The sequence below is a fragment of the Corynebacterium silvaticum genome (assembly GCF_004382825.2).
GTDB lineage: Bacteria > Actinomycetota > Actinomycetes > Mycobacteriales > Mycobacteriaceae > Corynebacterium > Corynebacterium silvaticum.
This window is the reverse complement of the sequence record NZ_SDQO02000005.1, coordinates 37,240-54,028: the sequence shown is the minus strand read 5'-3', so window position 1 is coordinate 54,028 and position 16,789 is coordinate 37,240. Positions and strand designations below refer to the sequence as shown.

General features: G+C 54.6%; 17 protein-coding genes. 5 read left to right on the top strand and 12 right to left on the bottom strand.

Annotated elements, in window-relative coordinates; translation table 11 throughout:
- Positions 1-127 precede the first annotated feature (127 nt).
- Genes ET810_RS11675 through ET810_RS11665 form a run of 3 tightly spaced genes read left to right on the top strand, consistent with a single transcriptional unit; the run spans position 128 to position 2,799 of the window.
- Positions 128-1,027, top strand: a complete 900-nt coding sequence (locus ET810_RS11675) for an ABC transporter substrate-binding protein (RefSeq protein ID WP_134316281.1) — start codon at positions 128-130, stop codon at positions 1,025-1,027.
- 45 nt (positions 1,028-1,072) lie between these two features.
- Positions 1,073-2,029, top strand: a complete 957-nt coding sequence (locus tag ET810_RS11670) for an ABC transporter permease subunit (protein WP_134316282.1) — start codon at positions 1,073-1,075, stop codon at positions 2,027-2,029.
- Between the two features lie 2 nt (positions 2,030-2,031).
- A complete protein-coding gene (locus ET810_RS11665; protein WP_087453866.1) occupies positions 2,032-2,799 on the top strand; it encodes an amino acid ABC transporter ATP-binding protein in 768 nt (255 codons plus the stop codon).
- A gap of 110 nt (positions 2,800-2,909) precedes the next feature.
- Here the strand turns inward: ET810_RS11665 and ET810_RS11660 are convergent, their stop codons facing one another.
- From ET810_RS11660 to ET810_RS11620, 9 genes are all read right to left on the bottom strand, one after another.
- Entirely contained in the window at positions 2,910-3,683 is a 774-nt protein-coding gene (locus ET810_RS11660) for a PhzF family phenazine biosynthesis protein (protein WP_225870131.1), read from the bottom strand.
- Positions 3,684-3,707: 24 nt separating this feature from the next.
- Entirely contained in the window at positions 3,708-4,451 is a 744-nt protein-coding gene (locus ET810_RS11655) for a sulfite exporter TauE/SafE family protein (RefSeq protein WP_087453865.1), read from the bottom strand.
- A 99-nt stretch (positions 4,452-4,550) separates the two neighbouring features.
- Positions 4,551-5,039, bottom strand: a complete 489-nt coding sequence (gene coaD / locus ET810_RS11650) for a pantetheine-phosphate adenylyltransferase (protein WP_087453864.1) — start codon at positions 5,037-5,039, stop codon at positions 4,551-4,553.
- A gap of 46 nt (positions 5,040-5,085) precedes the next feature.
- Complete coding sequence (gene rsmD, locus ET810_RS11645; protein ID WP_087453863.1) at positions 5,086-5,664, bottom strand: 16S rRNA (guanine(966)-N(2))-methyltransferase RsmD; 579 nt, start codon at positions 5,662-5,664, stop codon at positions 5,086-5,088.
- Positions 5,665-5,877, bottom strand: coding sequence for an acyl-CoA carboxylase biotin carboxyl carrier protein subunit (locus tag ET810_RS11640; protein WP_087454875.1), 213 nt, complete (start codon positions 5,875-5,877; stop codon positions 5,665-5,667). It abuts the gene before it with no gap.
- Positions 5,878-5,955: 78 nt separating this feature from the next.
- Positions 5,956-8,070 (bottom strand): ATP-dependent DNA helicase RecG, encoded by a 2,115-nt coding sequence (locus tag ET810_RS11635; RefSeq protein WP_087453862.1) that lies wholly within the window; start codon positions 8,068-8,070, stop codon positions 5,956-5,958.
- 3 nt (positions 8,071-8,073) lie between these two features.
- The gene (locus ET810_RS11630; RefSeq protein WP_087454874.1) at positions 8,074-9,789 is read right to left on the bottom strand and encodes a DAK2 domain-containing protein; all 1,716 of its coding nucleotides are present in this window, start codon (positions 9,787-9,789) and stop codon (positions 8,074-8,076) included.
- A gap of 11 nt (positions 9,790-9,800) precedes the next feature.
- The gene (locus tag ET810_RS11625; protein WP_087453861.1) at positions 9,801-10,520 is read right to left on the bottom strand and encodes a uracil-DNA glycosylase; all 720 of its coding nucleotides are present in this window, start codon (positions 10,518-10,520) and stop codon (positions 9,801-9,803) included.
- 52 nt (positions 10,521-10,572) lie between these two features.
- Positions 10,573-11,553, bottom strand: a complete 981-nt coding sequence (locus ET810_RS11620) for a thiamine-phosphate kinase (RefSeq protein WP_087453860.1) — start codon at positions 11,551-11,553, stop codon at positions 10,573-10,575.
- A gap of 116 nt (positions 11,554-11,669) precedes the next feature.
- On the opposite strand from ET810_RS11620, the gene ET810_RS11615 reads away from it, so the two are divergent.
- On the top strand, positions 11,670-12,638 hold the full coding sequence (locus ET810_RS11615; protein WP_134316283.1) for a DUF3515 domain-containing protein: 969 nt from the start codon (positions 11,670-11,672) through the stop codon (positions 12,636-12,638).
- Between the two features lie 76 nt (positions 12,639-12,714).
- Here ET810_RS11615 and ET810_RS11610 read toward each other — a convergent pair whose 3' ends face one another.
- Both ET810_RS11610 and ET810_RS11605 read right to left on the bottom strand, forming a co-directional pair.
- The gene (locus ET810_RS11610) at positions 12,715-13,797 is read right to left on the bottom strand and encodes a D-alanine--D-alanine ligase family protein (protein WP_087454873.1); all 1,083 of its coding nucleotides are present in this window, start codon (positions 13,795-13,797) and stop codon (positions 12,715-12,717) included.
- A gap of 23 nt (positions 13,798-13,820) precedes the next feature.
- Positions 13,821-14,816, bottom strand: coding sequence for an NAD(P)H-dependent glycerol-3-phosphate dehydrogenase (locus tag ET810_RS11605; protein WP_171483258.1), 996 nt, complete (start codon positions 14,814-14,816; stop codon positions 13,821-13,823).
- A 370-nt stretch (positions 14,817-15,186) separates the two neighbouring features.
- Here ET810_RS11605 and ET810_RS11600 point away from each other — a divergent pair, with 370 nt between their 5' ends.
- Positions 15,187-16,188 carry an NUDIX hydrolase gene (locus ET810_RS11600; protein WP_087453857.1) on the top strand — a complete coding sequence of 334 codons (1,002 nt, stop codon included), beginning with the start codon at positions 15,187-15,189 and terminating at the stop codon, positions 16,186-16,188.
- Between the two features lie 8 nt (positions 16,189-16,196).
- Here ET810_RS11600 and leuD read toward each other — a convergent pair whose 3' ends face one another.
- Positions 16,197-16,787: a 3-isopropylmalate dehydratase small subunit gene (gene leuD / locus ET810_RS11595; RefSeq protein ID WP_087453856.1), complete on the bottom strand. Its 591-nt coding sequence runs from the start codon at positions 16,785-16,787 to the stop codon at positions 16,197-16,199.
- Between the last annotated feature and the right edge of the window lie 2 nt (positions 16,788-16,789).

Here is a 16,789-nt window from a genome sequence, read left to right as displayed (position 1 = left end):
AGTTCGGCTGAGCAAAGCCATGGATGTGATAGCTCCCCTCGTGCAAGATATTGCGGGGTTGCATCGTTTTCCATGGCTTTTAGCCTGTCGATTAACATAATATGTAGGAAGCGGTATTATTTGCTCCATGAAATCCCTCACCCGTGTCTTGGCTTTGTGTACTGCAATTACACTTGCCGTCTCACTCAGCGCGTGTGTGACCAATGAAGAACAAGGTCACCCCGACGGCTGGGAAGAGGTCTCACCTCCCGCAGTACCCGACATTACTGCTCTAGTCCCCCAACCTCTTGCAGAAAAGGGCACACTGGTAGCAAGCGCTAACCCGCCATTCGCGCCTTTTGAGTTCAAGGATTCGCGGCATGAGATCATCGGGATGGAAATGGATCTTATGAGGGCTGCCTCATCGGTCATGGGCCTTAAGTACCAGCCGATCGAGCAGGATTTTTCCCTCATTCTCCCCTCCCTCAGCGCCGGAACCATCGATGTGGGCGCCTCTGGTTTTACGGATAATGAGGAGCGGCGGAAAAATTATGACTTTGTTGATTTCCTCTATGCGGGAGTTCAGTGGGGACAACAAGTTGGTTCACCTGTAGACCCAAATAACGCTTGTGGCTTATCCATCGCAGTGCAACGCACAACGGTCGCCGACACAGATATTGTGAGGCCAATGAGCGACGATTGCGTAGCCCAGGGCAAAAAGCCTATCGAGGTCCTGGCGTACGAGACCAGTGATCAGGCCGCGACCGCGCTTGTTCTTGGCCGTGCAGATGCTTTTGTCGCAGATTCGCCGGTGCTGGCATGGGCTATTTCCAGGTCCGAAGGAAAGCTAGAAGCAGTGGGTTCCATCAGCGATGCCGCGCCCCATGGCTTTGCAGTCCCTAAGGGATCTCAACTTGGTACGGCACTGGCCGCTGCGCTGCAGCACCTCATTAAAACTGGTGACTACCAACGAATCCTCAAAATGTGGGGAATTGATGAGGGTCTTGTTTCCTCAGCGATGATCAACGAAGTACCCATCGCTCAATAAGCATCCCTCTATTAACCGCTATCCCTAAAAACATAAGGAAACTACATGACTTCCCCACAACCGAAACCCATCCAAGCGAAGCCGCTGCGTCACCCCGGCCGCTGGGTTGCCGCCATCCTTATTCTTCTAGTGTTCCTCTGGTTTATCATCAGCGCGGCCACCAATGAAGCGTATGGTTGGGACACGTATGTTCAGTATCTCTTTGATACTCGTATCGCTTTAGCCGCAGGACATACTCTCGCCATCACTGTCTTGTCCATGATCTTGGGCGTTGTCTTAGGCTGTGCCGTGGCCGTCATGCGCATGTCGCCTAATCCAGTCCTGCGCACTGTCTCGTGGTTCTATCTGTGGATTTTCCGTGGAACTCCGGTTTACGTCCAGCTCGTCTTCTGGGGGCTCCTCGGTTCGCTGTATCAAACAGTCAACCTTGGCTTTACAGAAATATCCTTGGAAAATGCCCTTTCCAACATGTTCCTACTCGCGGTTTTAGGACTCGGTCTCAACGAGGCCGCATATATGGCAGAAATCATCCGTTCTGGATTGCAGGCGGTTCCCGAGGGACAGACTGAAGCTTCCAAAGCCTTGGGTATGAGCTGGTGGATGACCATTCGTCGTACGGTCCTGCCCCAAGCGATGCGTATTATTGTCCCTCCTACGGGCAACGAGTTTATTTCTTTGCTCAAGACCACGTCCTTGGTCGTAGCAATCCCTTACACCGCTGAGCTTTACGGCCGCGCCACAGACATCGCTGCAGCACTGTTCGATCCGGTACCCCTGCTTCTGGTGGCCGCAACGTGGTATCTGGCTATTACCTCGCTGTTGATGGTCGCGCAAAGTTACTTGGAAAAGTACTTCGACCGAGGCGCAACGCGTGAGCTGACTGCTCGCCAGCTTGCAGCGCTTGCCGACGCAGAAGGCACCCTCCCCAAAAACGTCAATATCGTCGCCGAGCCTCCTATGCGGCAGCACCGACACCCACGTAACCCGCAGAAAGGCGCTTGATAATGACTGACAATCTCATGATTAGTGCGCAGCAGTTGTGCAAGAACTTCGGACAGATTGAGGTCCTCAAGGGCATCGATCTTGAAGTTCCTCAGGGATCTGTGACCTGTCTCATTGGCCCCTCGGGGTCGGGTAAATCCACGCTTTTGCGATGCGTTAACCACCTGGAAAAGATCAACGCTGGTCGTTTGTATGTGGATGGTGAGCTGATCGGTTATAAAGAGCGCGACGGAATCCTCTACGAGATTTCCGAGAAAGAAGCCGCACGTCAACGCGCCGACATCGGCATGGTGTTCCAAGGCTTCAATTTGTTCCCGCACAGAACCGCAATCGAAAACATCATAGAGGCTCCTATTCACGTCAAAGGTGTGCCGGAGCCCGAGGCTCGCGCCAAAGCCATGGAGCTACTCGCGCAAGTCGGTTTGCAGCATAAGGCAGACGCTTACCCAGCTCAGCTTTCTGGCGGCCAGCAGCAGCGCGTAGCCATCGCGCGTGCGGTAGCCATGGAACCCAAACTTATGCTTTTCGACGAGCCCACCTCCGCCCTCGACCCAGAGTTGGTAGGAGAAGTTCTGAGAGTGATGCGCGATCTTGCAGAAGGTGGCATGACCATGTTGGTGGTCACGCATGAGATGGGCTTTGCCCGTGAAGTCGCAGATACCGTCGCCTTCATGGATGGTGGTGTGATCGTTGAAATCGATGATGCTCGTCAGGTTATTGATAATCCTCAGCACGAACGCACCAAGACGTTCCTCTCCAGCTTGCTCTAAAACTCTTTAACTTTATGCCCGAGGCTCTGAGAACACAGCGCCTCGGGCATTGTTGTAGCTACATGTTCACGGTTCCGCTGATAGCAAGCGCGCATTGTCCTCCTACCCTCCTACCCACAGGGCGTCGGCACGCTGCGAGACAAAGATTTTCCGACCCGCCCTAGTACGGCCCCCTGACGCGCTGAGTAGGAGGAAGGGACTATCTCCTCACCGATAAGCCATTGAGCTAACCCCGCATTCAGGCTCCCTGTAACCGGGTCCTCCCCTATGTTTGGGTTGAAGGCGCGTACTTCCATGGCATCACCGTCGCTGGGGTCCAGGAGGCTGACCACTCCAAGCTTGAGCCCGCCCATCAGCGCATAGTGTGGATTAATACCTCGTATGTCGACTCCGGGACTAAGCAGAACGCCGATCCATCCTGTTCCATTGTCAATTCGCTGAATTTTTACGATGTCATCAAGGACTACACCCAAGGCCTGCGGAATGCGTTGGATCTGTTCCGGAGAAAGCGGCGACGTATCCAACAGGGCAGGCGCTTGAAAAGACAACACGTCTTTATTGATCTGTATCGGGACTAAGCCCACGGAGCATTCCTGGACAATGTGTGCTCCCTGCATCACTCCGCCTGCGGCAAGCCACGCGGCCGCAGAACCCAAGGTGGGGTGTCCGGCAAAGGGAAATTCCTTGGTGGGGCTAAAAATTCTGACTCTATAGTCTGCGTTGGGAGTTGTTAGCTCAAGGAGAAAAGTAGTTTCCGATAAATTTGTCCATGCCGCAAAGCGCTGCATCTGGTGTTGCGACAATTGGTCGGCATCGTGGACTACAGCCACAGGGTTACCGCTTAAAGGTCCGGTGGAGAAAACATCAACGTAGGAAACACGCATGAGTCAAATATATGTGTCTTAAGGTCAGAAGAGCCCTACCAAGACTCGGAGCAGAACCATAACGCCTCCTAGCGTTGCCACGCTCAGAGAAATCTTTCTTGCCGTAGAACGAGGAATCTTTTGGGAGGCTCTCGCACCAATAAAAATTCCAGCGATCATGCCGAGTATCCCAAAGATCCATACCCAGGGAGTCACCGATGCCACCGTTCCCGCCCCTGACGCTACTTTTACTGTCAACGAAACCAGGCCTGAGACTATGAAGATTGGTTGCAGCGTCGCCGCAAAAGGTACTTGCGGCCACCTAGCCACCTGCGCGTAAACAGTAATAGCCGGCCCTGCGATGCCAGCAAGGGTATTCATAAAACCAGCGATGATACCTGCGATAACAGCGGGCGCTCTTCCTTGAGCGTGGGGAATACGCTGAACCCCAAAGGTCACTATGGCAAGTGCACTGAGGAGCAGAGTTCCCACCACAACCTGCAGCGTTGGCCCCGATACAACCGTAATGAGCCATGCGCCAGGAATCGCACCAAGCACGAGTACCGGAGCAATGAGCCAAAACTTTTTCCAATCGACGCTCTTGCGCACGATCACAGTGGTCATAGTTGCGTTGATAGCGGCTAGGAGGTTAACCACCAGTATTCCTTCTATCGGCCCCATCACGATGTTCAGAATCGAACCAGCAACTAGCCCCAGCCCCATGCCTGATACTCGCTGTAATAACGATCCGATAGCTACGATCGCAAAAACCAACAGCGCGAGACCCATACCGCTCCTAGCATCCAAAAGATTTGAGTGTGACTCAAATTACCAGAACCACACACAAATGTTGACGCGTCCCCCACTTTTAGGAGGCCGTTTACACCGCTAGCCGAGTTTTTGTTTCATTGCCGCAGAAACTGCAGCCGGGAGCATGTCATCAACATTTCCGCCGTATTTAACAACCTCTTTACACAAAGTCGAGGAGATATAACCATAAGCCGGATCAGTCATCAGGAATGCCGTATCAATCCCGGACAGCTTCCTATTCATCTGTGCCATCGGAAGCTCATACTCATAGTCAAGGGCCGTGCGTAGTCCTTTCACCAGAACGCTCACATTATGGGTGTTTGTGTAATCGACTAAAAGTCCGCCCCAATGATCCACAGAGACATTGTCCAGTCCCCCGACCTCTAGTACTGCCGCCCGAATCAGATCTTTGCGTTCTTCAACGTTGAACATGCCGGAGGGCTTATTCGGATTCGCGGTAACTAAGACAGTCACGTGGTCATACATTTCGGCAGCACGGCCAATAATGTCAATATGACCTTTTGTTACTGGGTCAAAAGAACCGGGGCAAACAGCGTGTATGGCCATCAAGCATCCTTATTAGTAAACGTAGCGTGCACAGTGCTGTAGTAAGTCAGTCTGAAACAAGTTCTTGGTGAAATACGGCCATGTCCATGCGCGCGATTCCAAAAGTCCGCTTTTTTAGCTTCTGCGTGGTGGGAACAAAGCATGCAGGCCATGCTGTCTCCGGCGACTCACGATGGCGCTCTACGACGACCGCTGCGCCGTCGACAAGCGTAGGAATCAGGGCCACAAGCATCTCCTCAATGTCTGAATCAGGTAGATCATAAGGAGGGTCGGCGAGCACCATGTCAAAGTATTCTTTGGGGGCGCTCGCCACATACGTGGAGGCCTTCATTTCCGCAACCGTAACGTTAGGATGTCCAACAACCTGTATATTGTGGCGAATAATCTGCACGGCCTTGGAGTTGTTTTCTACCAGTACTACTTCATCCGCACCCCGGCTTGCAGCCTCAAGACCTAGCGCCCCGGATCCGGCAAAAAGATCCAGCACCTTCGCGCCGACAAAGCCAAAGCGCACCTGAAGAGAAGAAAAAAGTCCTTCGCGAGCGCGATCCGATGTAGGCCGTGTTCCTTGCTCAGGCACCTTAATTGTGCGGCCTCGGGCTTCGCCAGAAATAATTCGAGTCATCTATGCTTCCTCCACGGTCAGTAGCACGTCCCCGCCCATGACATCGTCAAAGTTGTCTTTAGCCAAAGTTGCTACGATCCCTGGCCCCGGCGCGATGATGGGGGCCTCAAGCTTGATAGCTTCAACTGATGCGAGCTCTTGACCGGTATCGACGGTATCGCCGAGTCCTACTTTGTAGTGGACTATGCCGGCGAATGGGGCACAGATTTTCATGCTTTTAACCATAGCGTACGGTTTGTGAGCCTTTTGAGCTTAGGTGGGTGGGACGGCTCTGGTAGTGCGGTGATCTGTTTATGTTTTATCCAGATAGTCTTGCGAGCGGTCGTCGATGTCGCTCACCATGGATCGGGCTGCTTCTGGGTTGTGTTGGACTATGGCGGCGGCGTCGTGGTTGGCGCGTTGGATCAGTTCTTTGTCTTTGATAAAGCTGATGCGTTTGTGGGAGGCTCCTGATTGTTGTGCGCCTAGGATGTCTCCTTCTTGCCGGTATTCGAGGTCTATTTCTGCGAGGGTAAAGCCGTCTGTGGTGGCGGAAACTTTGTGGATGCGTTCGCGTGCAGGGGTATCGGGTTCTGCGGTGGTGTGGAGGAAGCAGATTGATTCTTTGCCGCCTCGTCCGACGCGTCCGCGTAATTGGTGGAGTTGGGAGACTCCGAAGTTTTCGGCTTCTCGGATAAGCATGACGGTGGCGTTGGGTACGTCTATGCCGACTTCTATGACGGTCGTGGCTACGAGGATGTCAATCGTTCCTGCGGCAAAGGCTGCCATTATGGTTTCTTTGTCTTCGGGGTGCATGCTTCCGTGGAGCATTTCTACTCGTAGGTCGTTGAAGATTCCGTGTTGTAGGGCTGTGGTGGTTTCTTCTACTCCGCCATGGTTTTTCACCCGAGGGCATACCACGTAGATTTGTTGGCCTCGTTCTACTTCTTCTCTAATGCGTTTCCACATGCGCTCGCCCCAGGTGGGGTTGTCGGAGCTGACGACAAAGGTCTTGATTGGTCTGCGTCCGCCGGGGAGTTGGCGGAGTGTGGAGACGCTGAGGTCGCCAAATGCGGTCATGGCGATTGTCCTTGGGATGGGCGTGGCCGTCATGACGAGGAGGTGTGGTGTGAGTTCTGTGTTTCCTTTGGCTCTTAAGTAGTCGCGCTGTTCCACTCCAAATCTGTGTTGTTCGTCGACGACGCAAAGACCGAGGTCGTAGAAGTTGACAGTGTCTTGGATAAGGGCGTGGGTTCCGATGATGATGTCGGCATCGCCGGACATGATGTCTAGGAGTGCTTTTTTGCGTTCAGCTGTGGGTAGTGATCCAGTGAGTAGTACGACGGTGAGTTGGATGTCTGCGGCGGCGAGCGTGGCTCGGATGCTGTGTGCGTGTTGGGTTGCAAGGACTTCGGTCGGGGCGAGAAGGGCGCATTGTTTGTGGGCATCGACGGCCTGGAGCATCGCGATGAGCGAGACGATGGTCTTTCCGGATCCGACTTCCCCTTGCAGCAGGCGCGACATGGGCGTGTTCTTCCCTAGGTCTTCTGCGATTTCTTGCGCTACCTGTTGTTGGCCTTCTGTGAGTGTAAAAGGCATGGCTTTGAGTAGCTTGGCGCGAAGGCCGGTGTGGGAGGCGGGCATGGGGAAGGCTTGACGACGTTTCATGTCCGCGCGTCGCAGCGCCATCACTAAAGCGATGCTGAGTGCTTCGTCGTATTTCAGTCTGTTGAGGTAGGGTTCGGCTCCCTCGCAGTCTGTCTCATGCACACCCCGTAGTGCTTGGTCGAGCGTAGGCATGTCATCTGGCGTGAAGTCTCCTAGCGGGTCCACGATAGGAGGAGTTTTACCTAATACCTCGTGTATTGCTCCTAGTATCCGCCACGTGGGCATTGCTTTTTTGGCTGGATATACCGGTATGTATGTGAGCGAGTTGATGATGTGGGTGACGTCGTCAAACTCTCCTGTAGTGGATAGTGCTTGTAGGCCGCCTGAACCGCGGGTTTTTGCGCCGGGATCGGGGAAGAGAAAAAAGTCTGGGTGCTGTAGCTGTGCTTTATCGCGGAAAAATTTGAGTTTCCCAGTGAACATGCCGCGTGCGCCTGTGGTGAGGACTTTGGAGATCCAGTTAGCGCGGAAAAACGTTGCGCTGATGGTGGCTGTGCCGTCGGAGATTCCGATGGTGTAGATGAGGTTTCCGTTGCGGTCTCTTCGCTCGGTGGCCGAAACGATTTCCCCTATACACGTGATGATGTCGCCTTCTTGGGCATGGCCTGCGCTTAGTCCTGACCCGTGGGCGGCATAGGCTCTGGGTAGGTGCATGAGGAGGTCTTCAGCGCAGCGATATCCAAAGTGTTTGGCAAAGGCCTTGGCTTCTTTTTCAGGCAAGAGTTGCGTGAGTGGTCGCGTGTCGTGCCAGCCCAGCATGGGTTACTCCACTCCGATTTCCACGAGGCTGTCTACGTGGTCAGCTAGGTAGATGGTGAGGTCAAGTTCCGAGTTGGGAGGCATCATTGCGGCTACCTCGGATTGGTTAAGCCCAAGTGATTCTAACGCTATGATCGTGACGCGTTCTCCGCCGCCGTCTAGCATTTTGCGCACGGCTTGTTGGGTGCACGCGTAGATGTCTTCGTCTACTGCAATCGTCTCAGAACCGATTGTGGCAACGTAGTCACCTTTGGCGCAGGCGCCGGCAGCGGTGAGGGCAGCTTTTGAGGTGGGGCGGATCTTGGCCGTACGCATGCCAGTGATGGCTTCAGTCATGGCATAGGTATCTACAGCGAGTGCTTGGCTGGAATCGTGCATTGATAGTGCTGCTAGCCCACGGACGAGGCTACCTGTGGGCAGGATGGTGATTGATTGTTTAAACGACCGCGTCGAGCGTTCCACCGACGCCATCTCTCCCCTGGTGAGCATGCCGTTGGGGAGCAAAATCACTTCGGTCGCTCCGCTTTCATGCGAACGAGAAATGAGCTCGTTGACTATCGCCACCCCGTCTGTCAGCGGGGTGGGTTCCTGGCCAAGGTCGGTCGAGCCGACGATGGCAAACTGTTTGCCTTTTCGGACTACCACAAGTGCACCAGCTGCGTTGTAGAGCTCGGCCAGTGTTCCTTCCGGGGCAAGTGCTAGCACTATTCGGGTTGGGTGGTCGGTGCCGCCGAGGGACGGTAGTACCTCAATCCGAAGGTCGCTGACCTTTCCCATGGCATATGCCTGTTCGATGACTCGTCCTGCATCAAATGTGTGGATATGAATTGTTCCAGCTTTTTCGCCAATGCCCGCGATCACGAGGCTGTCTCCTAATGCGAGGAGCTCGCCTCGTAGTGCATCTAGGTCAACGTCCTCGATGTAGAACATTACTTCTAGGAAAGCCTCATGCCCGTGCTGGGAGAAGCTGTGGGAGTGTGGTCTATGCGAAAGTTCCGCTGAGTGATGAGAACCGTGGCCTGCGGTTTCTCCTTGAGAGCGTTGCCCTTGATGAGCCGCATTCATTGGATCTGTAAGCACGGCATCGACAAGAGCATCCAGGAGGATTACGAGTCCTTGGCCTCCGGCGTCGACAACACCTGCTTCTCTTAACACTGCGAGCTGTGAGGGGGTGTTGTGCAAGGCTACTCGCGCTGCGTCCGCAGCCACTGTGACGACCTCATAGAGATTGTCGGTGTCGCAGGTTCGAGCAGAAAATGCGGCAGCGCGCAGCACAGTGATCACGGTGCCTTCAACGGGGTCAGTAATCGCTGCAGCCACAAAATCGAGTGCGTTGAGAAGTGATTTTTGGATACAGGAAGCATCAATGACACCCGAGTTTGCTGCCTGCGCGATGCCGCGTAGTACTTGGCTTAAGACAACACCCGAGTTTCCCCGTGCCCCACGTACAGCACCGGAGGCCAACGCTGTGGCAACGTCGGAAGCGCTCAGTTCTCGGGGCTCATCGTGCGGGGTTTCTCCCCCGGTGCTGGCGATCAACTGGTGGACCGCCTCTACTGCAGCGTGCATGGTATGCGCCATATTTGAGCCGGTATCTGCGTCTGGTACCGGAAACACATTCAGGCTGTTGATCTCCGCCCGGCGCGCGACGAGCTCATCTGTTGCGCATTCCGCCCAGTGTAGGAGGCTGCGTCCGCTAAGAAACGTGATGTCGGGCATGGTAGAAAAGTTTACAATCGCCAATCGATGCCGGAGACTCCGAGGTCTTGAAGCAAGCTGTTTGTCCTGCTAAAGGGGCGAGAACCAAAGAATCCTCTCGATGCGGATAGCGGTGATGGGTGTGGGGACATAATGCAAGGTGTGTTCCCTAGGAATGCTTTGGTTGCTTGTGCGTCTCGTCCCCATAGGATAGCGACTAAGGGGGTGTTGCGTGCAGCGAGGGCTCTGATGGCTACCTCAGTGACTTCTTCCCAGCCGCGTCCGCGGTGGGAGCCGGCTTTACCTGGTTGGACGCTAAGTACCCGGTTAAAGAGTGCGACTCCTTGACGCGACCAAGGGGTCAGATCGCCGTCGTGGGGTGCGGGGATACCTAGGTCTTGCGATAGTTCTTTGAAGATATTGCTAAGGCTCCTAGGCAGTGGGCGCACGCCTGGTTGGGTGGAAAAGGACAATCCCATCGCATGACCTGGGGTGGGATAGGGGTCTTGTCCGACGATGAGAACTTTGACCTCATCAAAGGGATAGCTAAACGCGCGCAGTACGTCTGCGCCTGCGGGTAAGTATCCCCTACCTGCTTTTATTTCTTCCCGGAGAAAGTCTCCCATCGTGTGGATCTGTTCTTCTACAGGGGTCAACGGCTCTAGCCACGATGGGTGGACTGGTAGGGGTTGGTGCTGTTTTTGGGATGCAGAATTGTGCGGGGCACCATTGTTCGATGCAGTATCGGTCATTCGTGTTCCTCGTATCTATGTGCTGTGCTCTACTGCGGTTGTTCAGTGATAGTTAAAAGCTGACCCAGCCGTCGTCATAAGCGGGTGATTTCCCGCCGACGAGTACTTGTCCATGGTCGTGGCCTACGTGGAAGAGTCGTTTTCCTACGGTTCCGATGGCCCGGAATCCTGTGGGAGGTGCGCCGGCAGTGGTACCCATGAGTGTGTGGTCTTCGCCCCCTCCAAGGACCCATTGCCAGGGGTCGGCGTCGAGAAGCTCTGCGGCTTCCAGCATCAATGGTGTTGGAGCGATGGCTTCTGGGTCTAGATCCATGGATACGCCGGATTTTTTGGCCATGGTTCTTAAGTCGACGATGAGGCCATCCGAGTTATCGGTTAGGGAGCTTACTCCTGCTGAGCGTGCTACAAAGCCGCGGCCTTCTGGAACGATGGTCGCGCAGTGTGCGGTTACCAGTGGTAGAAATTTTTCTGGGATGTCCGTGCGTCCAAAGCGTTGAAGGAGCGCGTATCCAGCAGCGGATTCGCCGATTCCTCCCGAGGCGATGATTGTGTGTCCTGGTCGTGCGCGGTCGAGGGAAAGCTCTGGGAGTGAACCGCCTAGTTGCCCCACGGCGGTTACTGCGATCACGATAGCTTCGCCGTCTGTGATGTCTCCGCCGACGAGTTCTGCGGAATAGTCTTTTACTCGGGAGGAAATGCCCCTGGCGAGCTCAGAAACAAAATTAAGTCTGGTGTAGGCCGGCGCTGAGATCGCTAGGAGGGCTGCCACGGGGCGCGCTCCCATTGCCTCGATATCAGCAAAGTTTTGGGTGATTGCTTTGCAGCCTATCTCTGCGGGGGTGGACCAGTCGAGGCGGAAGTGTCGGTCTTGGACCAGCATGTCTGTGGTGACCACTGCACGGGAATTCGCGGAAGCATGTCCGAGTACTGCGGCATCGTCGCCGTTTCGGGAGCTGGGTGCATGCGCGATGATCACCTTGATCGCGGCGCGCTCTCCTACCTCGGCAAGCGTCGGATTCAGATGTTCTTTCACTAGTGTTCTCCTCCGTCGCGTATTTTATGACCTTATTTTTACAGTGTGCAGCAGTACACGATGCAATCGGCGGTGCGACCCGATCTTGTTCATCGCAGAAACTATGATTATTCTTTATGCAGAATGAAGCTTCTTTCAAACGAGGGCCCATCGCACTCGCGTTGGCATTAGCCATTGTATTGGTCGTGGGGGTGCTTGGAGGAGCGAAGCTGGTTTACGATCGGGTAGCCCACCGTCCGGTAGCAATGACTTCTGCAAATTCCCCTGAGGCTGAAAGTCCCGAGTGCACATCTCTTATTGGTGCGCTTCCGCATAAGGTTCTCGGGCACAAGCGTGCTGAGCTTGCCGATCCTGCACCTGCTGGTGCGGCAGCTTGGCAGTCAGACTCCACGCATCGAGTGACTTTGCGATGCGGAGTTAATCTTCCGTTGCAGTACACGCAGCTTTCGGAACTTTCGCTTATCGACGAAACATCGTGGCTAGAAGTCAGGGATACCACGCCTGGATCGACGTTTCGCACGTGGTATGCGGTAGACCGTTTTCCGGTAGTAGCCCTGACGGCTGATGATGCGGGGCTTGGAAAAGCGGCATCGCCCATCCCAGAGCTGTCCACGGCAGTTGCTTCTTTACGCAAGGAAACGGCACAGCCCAACCCGCTTCCTCTTCAATCGTTGCAGCAAGATGCGGATCCTCGCACAAACGCTCACTCGGGTCGTTGTACCGAGTTGATGTCAGATCTGCCGGAACATTTTGGGGATTCCCCGCAGTATTCTCGTCGTGATGTGCAAGGACTTCCAGCTGGCTCAGCAGCGTGGAGTGCATCAGGATACGAGCCTGTTATGGTGCGCTGTGGTGTTGCTTTCCCATCGGCCTATGAGGCTGGGGCGCGCATCCAACAGATAGATTCCGTTGCATGGTTTGAGGATACGACCTTAGGTAATGGAACCACAGCGTCAACCTGGTATGCACTCGGTCGTGACGTGATTGTGGCAGTTAGCGTGCCGCAGAACTCTGGCAATGCAGCACTCGTGAAGTTGACCAAAGCCATAGAAAAACACACGGCGGAGTCCTCTGTCACACGCTAGGCAGTCCCAAAGCAAAGAGGTAGGCACCAAATCCTGTGGTGCCTACCTCTTTGCTTAAGGGTTAGTGCTTTGGTTTTTATTGAGCCAGCGCCTGATCGATCAGGTGAGAGAGCAGCTCTGCGTACCCTATCCCGGTGGCTTCAAACACCTGCGGATACATGGAAATCGGGGTAAAGCCCGGCATCGTGTTCACCTCATTGAGGACTGGCCCCTGGGCGGTGATAAAAAAGTCCACGCGAGAAAGGCCTCGGCAGTTAAGTGCTTGGAAGGCTTCTAGCGACAGCGATTGGATGAGCTTGGTTGTTGCCTCATCAAAGGGCACTGGGATGGTGGCTGTGACTACGTTGTCTAGGTATTTGGTATCAAAACCATAGAAGCCTTCTTCGCCTTCATCAACGTCTTCTAGCTGTGCGGGCACTGAAGCGATCAGGGAGCCGTCGGCACGCTCAAGCACGCCGCACTCTACTTCTACGCCTTTAATCTCCGCTTCCACGATCACTTTGGTGTCATGCTCTCGGGCTAGTGCGAGGGCAGCATCGAAGTCGTCCCACTCGGCTACGCGGGAAATCCCGATGGATGATCCGCCTCGTGCGGGCTTCACAAAAACAGGGAGACCGAGCATGTGTTTATCGGCATCTGTGAGGGTTTCGTCCCCACGAAGGATCACTTCTTTGCCCACGGGCAGACCTTCCGCAGCAAGAAGTTTCTTGGTGTACTCCTTGTCCATGCCGCAGGCAGAACTCAATACTCCGGTGCCCACATAAGGAATACCAGAAAGCTCGAACATTCCTTGAATGGTTCCATCCTCACCGAATCGCCCATGCAGAGCCGGGAAAATCACATCGGCATGTGCGTACAGCGTTCCGTCCTCATACCGGAACTCACCGGCAGAACGAGGGTTCACGGAAAGCTTTACTTCACGAACAAACTCCACCTCTGGCATAACGCGGTCCACAGTCCGCAGCTTTGTGGCGTCGGTCTCCCCCACGGTCCACACGCCATCACGGGTGATTCCTACGGGAAAGACCTCGTATTTTTCTGGATCGAGGTGAGACATAATCGCCCCGGCAGAAACGCAGGAAACGGAATGTTCTGAGCTTTGGCCGCCATAAACTACGGCAACCCTGACACGGGGATTTTCGGAAGGATTCTGAGTCACAACCACAAACTTTACCTTGTGTACTACTCGGATTTCTTTGTACGCCCCATCAACGCCGCAACCATGTCATGAACACTTGCGCCCATATGGCACACACCGTAGACAGCCCGAGTAATAGGCATATCTACTTCATGGATTTCTGCTAGACGGGAGATAGACATTGAAGAGATAACGCCTTCTGCCACCTGCCCGTTGGTGGCGGCTTTTGCGTCCTCTAACGTCTTTCCTTCTCCTAGTCGCGCACCAAAAGTACGGTTACGCGACAGAGGTGAGGAACACGTAGCCACCAGGTCACCTAATCCGGCAAGTCCGGCGAACGTACGCGGATCAGCGCCCATTGCGGTACCCAATCGGGTAATCTCCGCCAAGCCGCGAGTGATCACGGTGGCCACTGTGTTTTCGCCGAGTCCTCTGCCAGCGGCCATGCCGCACGCTAATGCAATAACGTTTTTGCAGGCTCCACCGATTTCACAACCAATAACGTCTGTATTGGTATACGGGCGGAAGTACGAGGCGGAGAGCGCAGCTTGAACTTTTTGTGCGTTCGCCTCGTCGGTACACGCGATTACTGTTGCGGCTGGTTGTTCCTCAGCGATCTCGCGGGCTAGGTTTGGCCCGGAGAGAACGGCAATCTGAGTATCCGGAGTCCCAGCGACTTCAGCGATTACTTGGCTCATCCGCTCGAAAGTATCTTTTTCTATGCCTTTAGCCAGGCTCACAAGGATCGCGGTCTGTGGAATCGCAGCGGCCCACTCGGACAAATTATCTCTTAAGGTTTGGCTAGGCACTCCCAGCACCACAATGTCAGAATCTTCAAGCGCCTGCGCAGGGTTATCCGTGGCACGCAAGGCTTCCGGAAGGACTATGTCAGAAAGGTATCGGTTGTTGGTGTGCTGCTGGTTGATCTCAGCTGCGACCTCAGAGCGTCGTGCCCATAGGCGAACATCACACCCGGCATCTGCAAAGACCTTAGCCAGGGTTGTTCCCCACGATCCGGCTCCCATTACCGCAACTTTCACCGCATACTCCTCTGGTTGCACTATTGGACACTTCAGAGCTTCCGCCACGATGCGTGCGCTCTGTTTTACTTCACTCACGTCAATGTACATGGATATAGCAACTTTGTTGGCGTTAGGCTCTCTGTTGCGCCTCGTCCCTGCCACATGCGCCGAGCAATAACAGGACTCATGAGCAACAGTTATTCCCTATGTCTGCGTAGCCGCGGTGTAGTGTTTGTGCTCATGAGCAGCCCACGCTAACACCATCCGACGAGCTATGCACACCCACCCGAAGATGTTGGTCAAGTAACTAGGCTAGATATTATCCCCACTCCCGCCACCACCGTCATCATTCGCCACAGACCGCCACAGACTAAAGAAAGCTACAGCGATGCATAAAACCAGTCACACCGAAGCGACTAAGGACCTGCAATCTTCACTTGCTATCACGGGAAGATTCCAAAGCATCGTGGCTGAACCTGCGCAGGAATATAAACGCTCTACGCTTGCGGCAGGAGCGGTCTTGTGGCGTGGCGACCATACAGATCCTGATTCCATCCAATACGCAGTGATTCACCGACCGCATTATGATGACTGGTCGCTGGCCAAGGGCAAAGTCGATCCAGGTGAATCTTTGCCTGTTACGGCCGCTCGCGAGATTGTCGAAGAAACTGGATTCCGCGTGAGGCTAGGAAAGCTTCTAGGCAAGGTCACGTACCCCGTCGGCGACCGCACCAAAGTGGTCTACTACTGGACTGCCGAAGTTCTAGACGGAACCTTTACCCCTAATAACGAGGTGGACGAGATCCGCTGGCTCGATTTTCACCAGGCCCGCGAGCTTCTCAGCTACGACGTGGACAAAAACATCATGGATAAAGCCCGCAAGCGCTTTGAGGTTCCAGCGACTACCCGCATCCTGTATGTCCGGCATGCACGAGCTTTTCGACGCAGCAACTGGGCAGGCAACGATAATCTGCGCCCCTTGGACAAAAAGGGACGCAGACAGGCGCAATTGCTCGCCCCTTTGTTGGAGGCGTTTCGCCCCACCGCCATTTATTCTGCCCTACCAGACAGGTGCCAGCAGACCGCTGTCCCGTTAGCTAAGACCCTAGACCTTGAGGTTTCCGTAGACGCAAAGCTTGGCGACGAAGGCTGGCTATCCGCCATGACCGATTCCCAAGCAGCGTTTTCTCGGATTATCGATCAAGGCGGTGTGTCCGTGGTCGTCGCACAAGGCATGGTCATCCCTGACATGATCGCCTGGCTATCGGCCTCTGGCAGACTCCCCTTGGAAGAAATACCGGCAAAGAAAGCCAGTGTCTGGGTTCTATCCTTTACCAACAGCGAGCTAACGGGAGCCGATTATTTTGCCAGCCCGCTTCCGGCAAAATAGCGCAGCTCCTACTGGGTGACGGGCTTAAACGATGGTCGGGACTGCTCGTAGCGAGCGATCTCTGACTCCTGCCTAAGCGTAAGCCCAATGTCATCGAGGCCTTCGAGCAAACGCCACCGCGTGTAGTCGTCTACATCGAAGGTGTAAATGGAACCATCGCATTCCACAGTTCGGGTTTCTAGGTTCACTGTCACCTCTAGACCCGGCTGTTGCTCTAGCTGCTTCCACAGAAGCTCAATATCGGACTGCTCCATTTTTGCAGCTAAGAGCCCAGATTTCCCTGCGTTCCCCCGGAAAATATCCGCGAATCGAGAAGACAGCACCACCCGGAATCCATAGTCCATCAGTGCCCATACCGCATGTTCGCGGGAGGAGCCTGTGCCAAAGTCTGGCCCAGCGACGAGCACTGAGCCCCTGGAATAGGAAGGCTGGTTGAGCACAAAGTTGGGATCATTGGTGCGCCAATTGTTAAAGAGGCCGTCGTCAAAGCCCGTGCGTGTGACCCGTTTTAAGTAGACTGCCGGGATAATCTGGTCGGTGTCCACATTCGAGCGGGTCAGTGGGATTCCAATGCCCGTATGGGTTGTGAATTTATCCATAA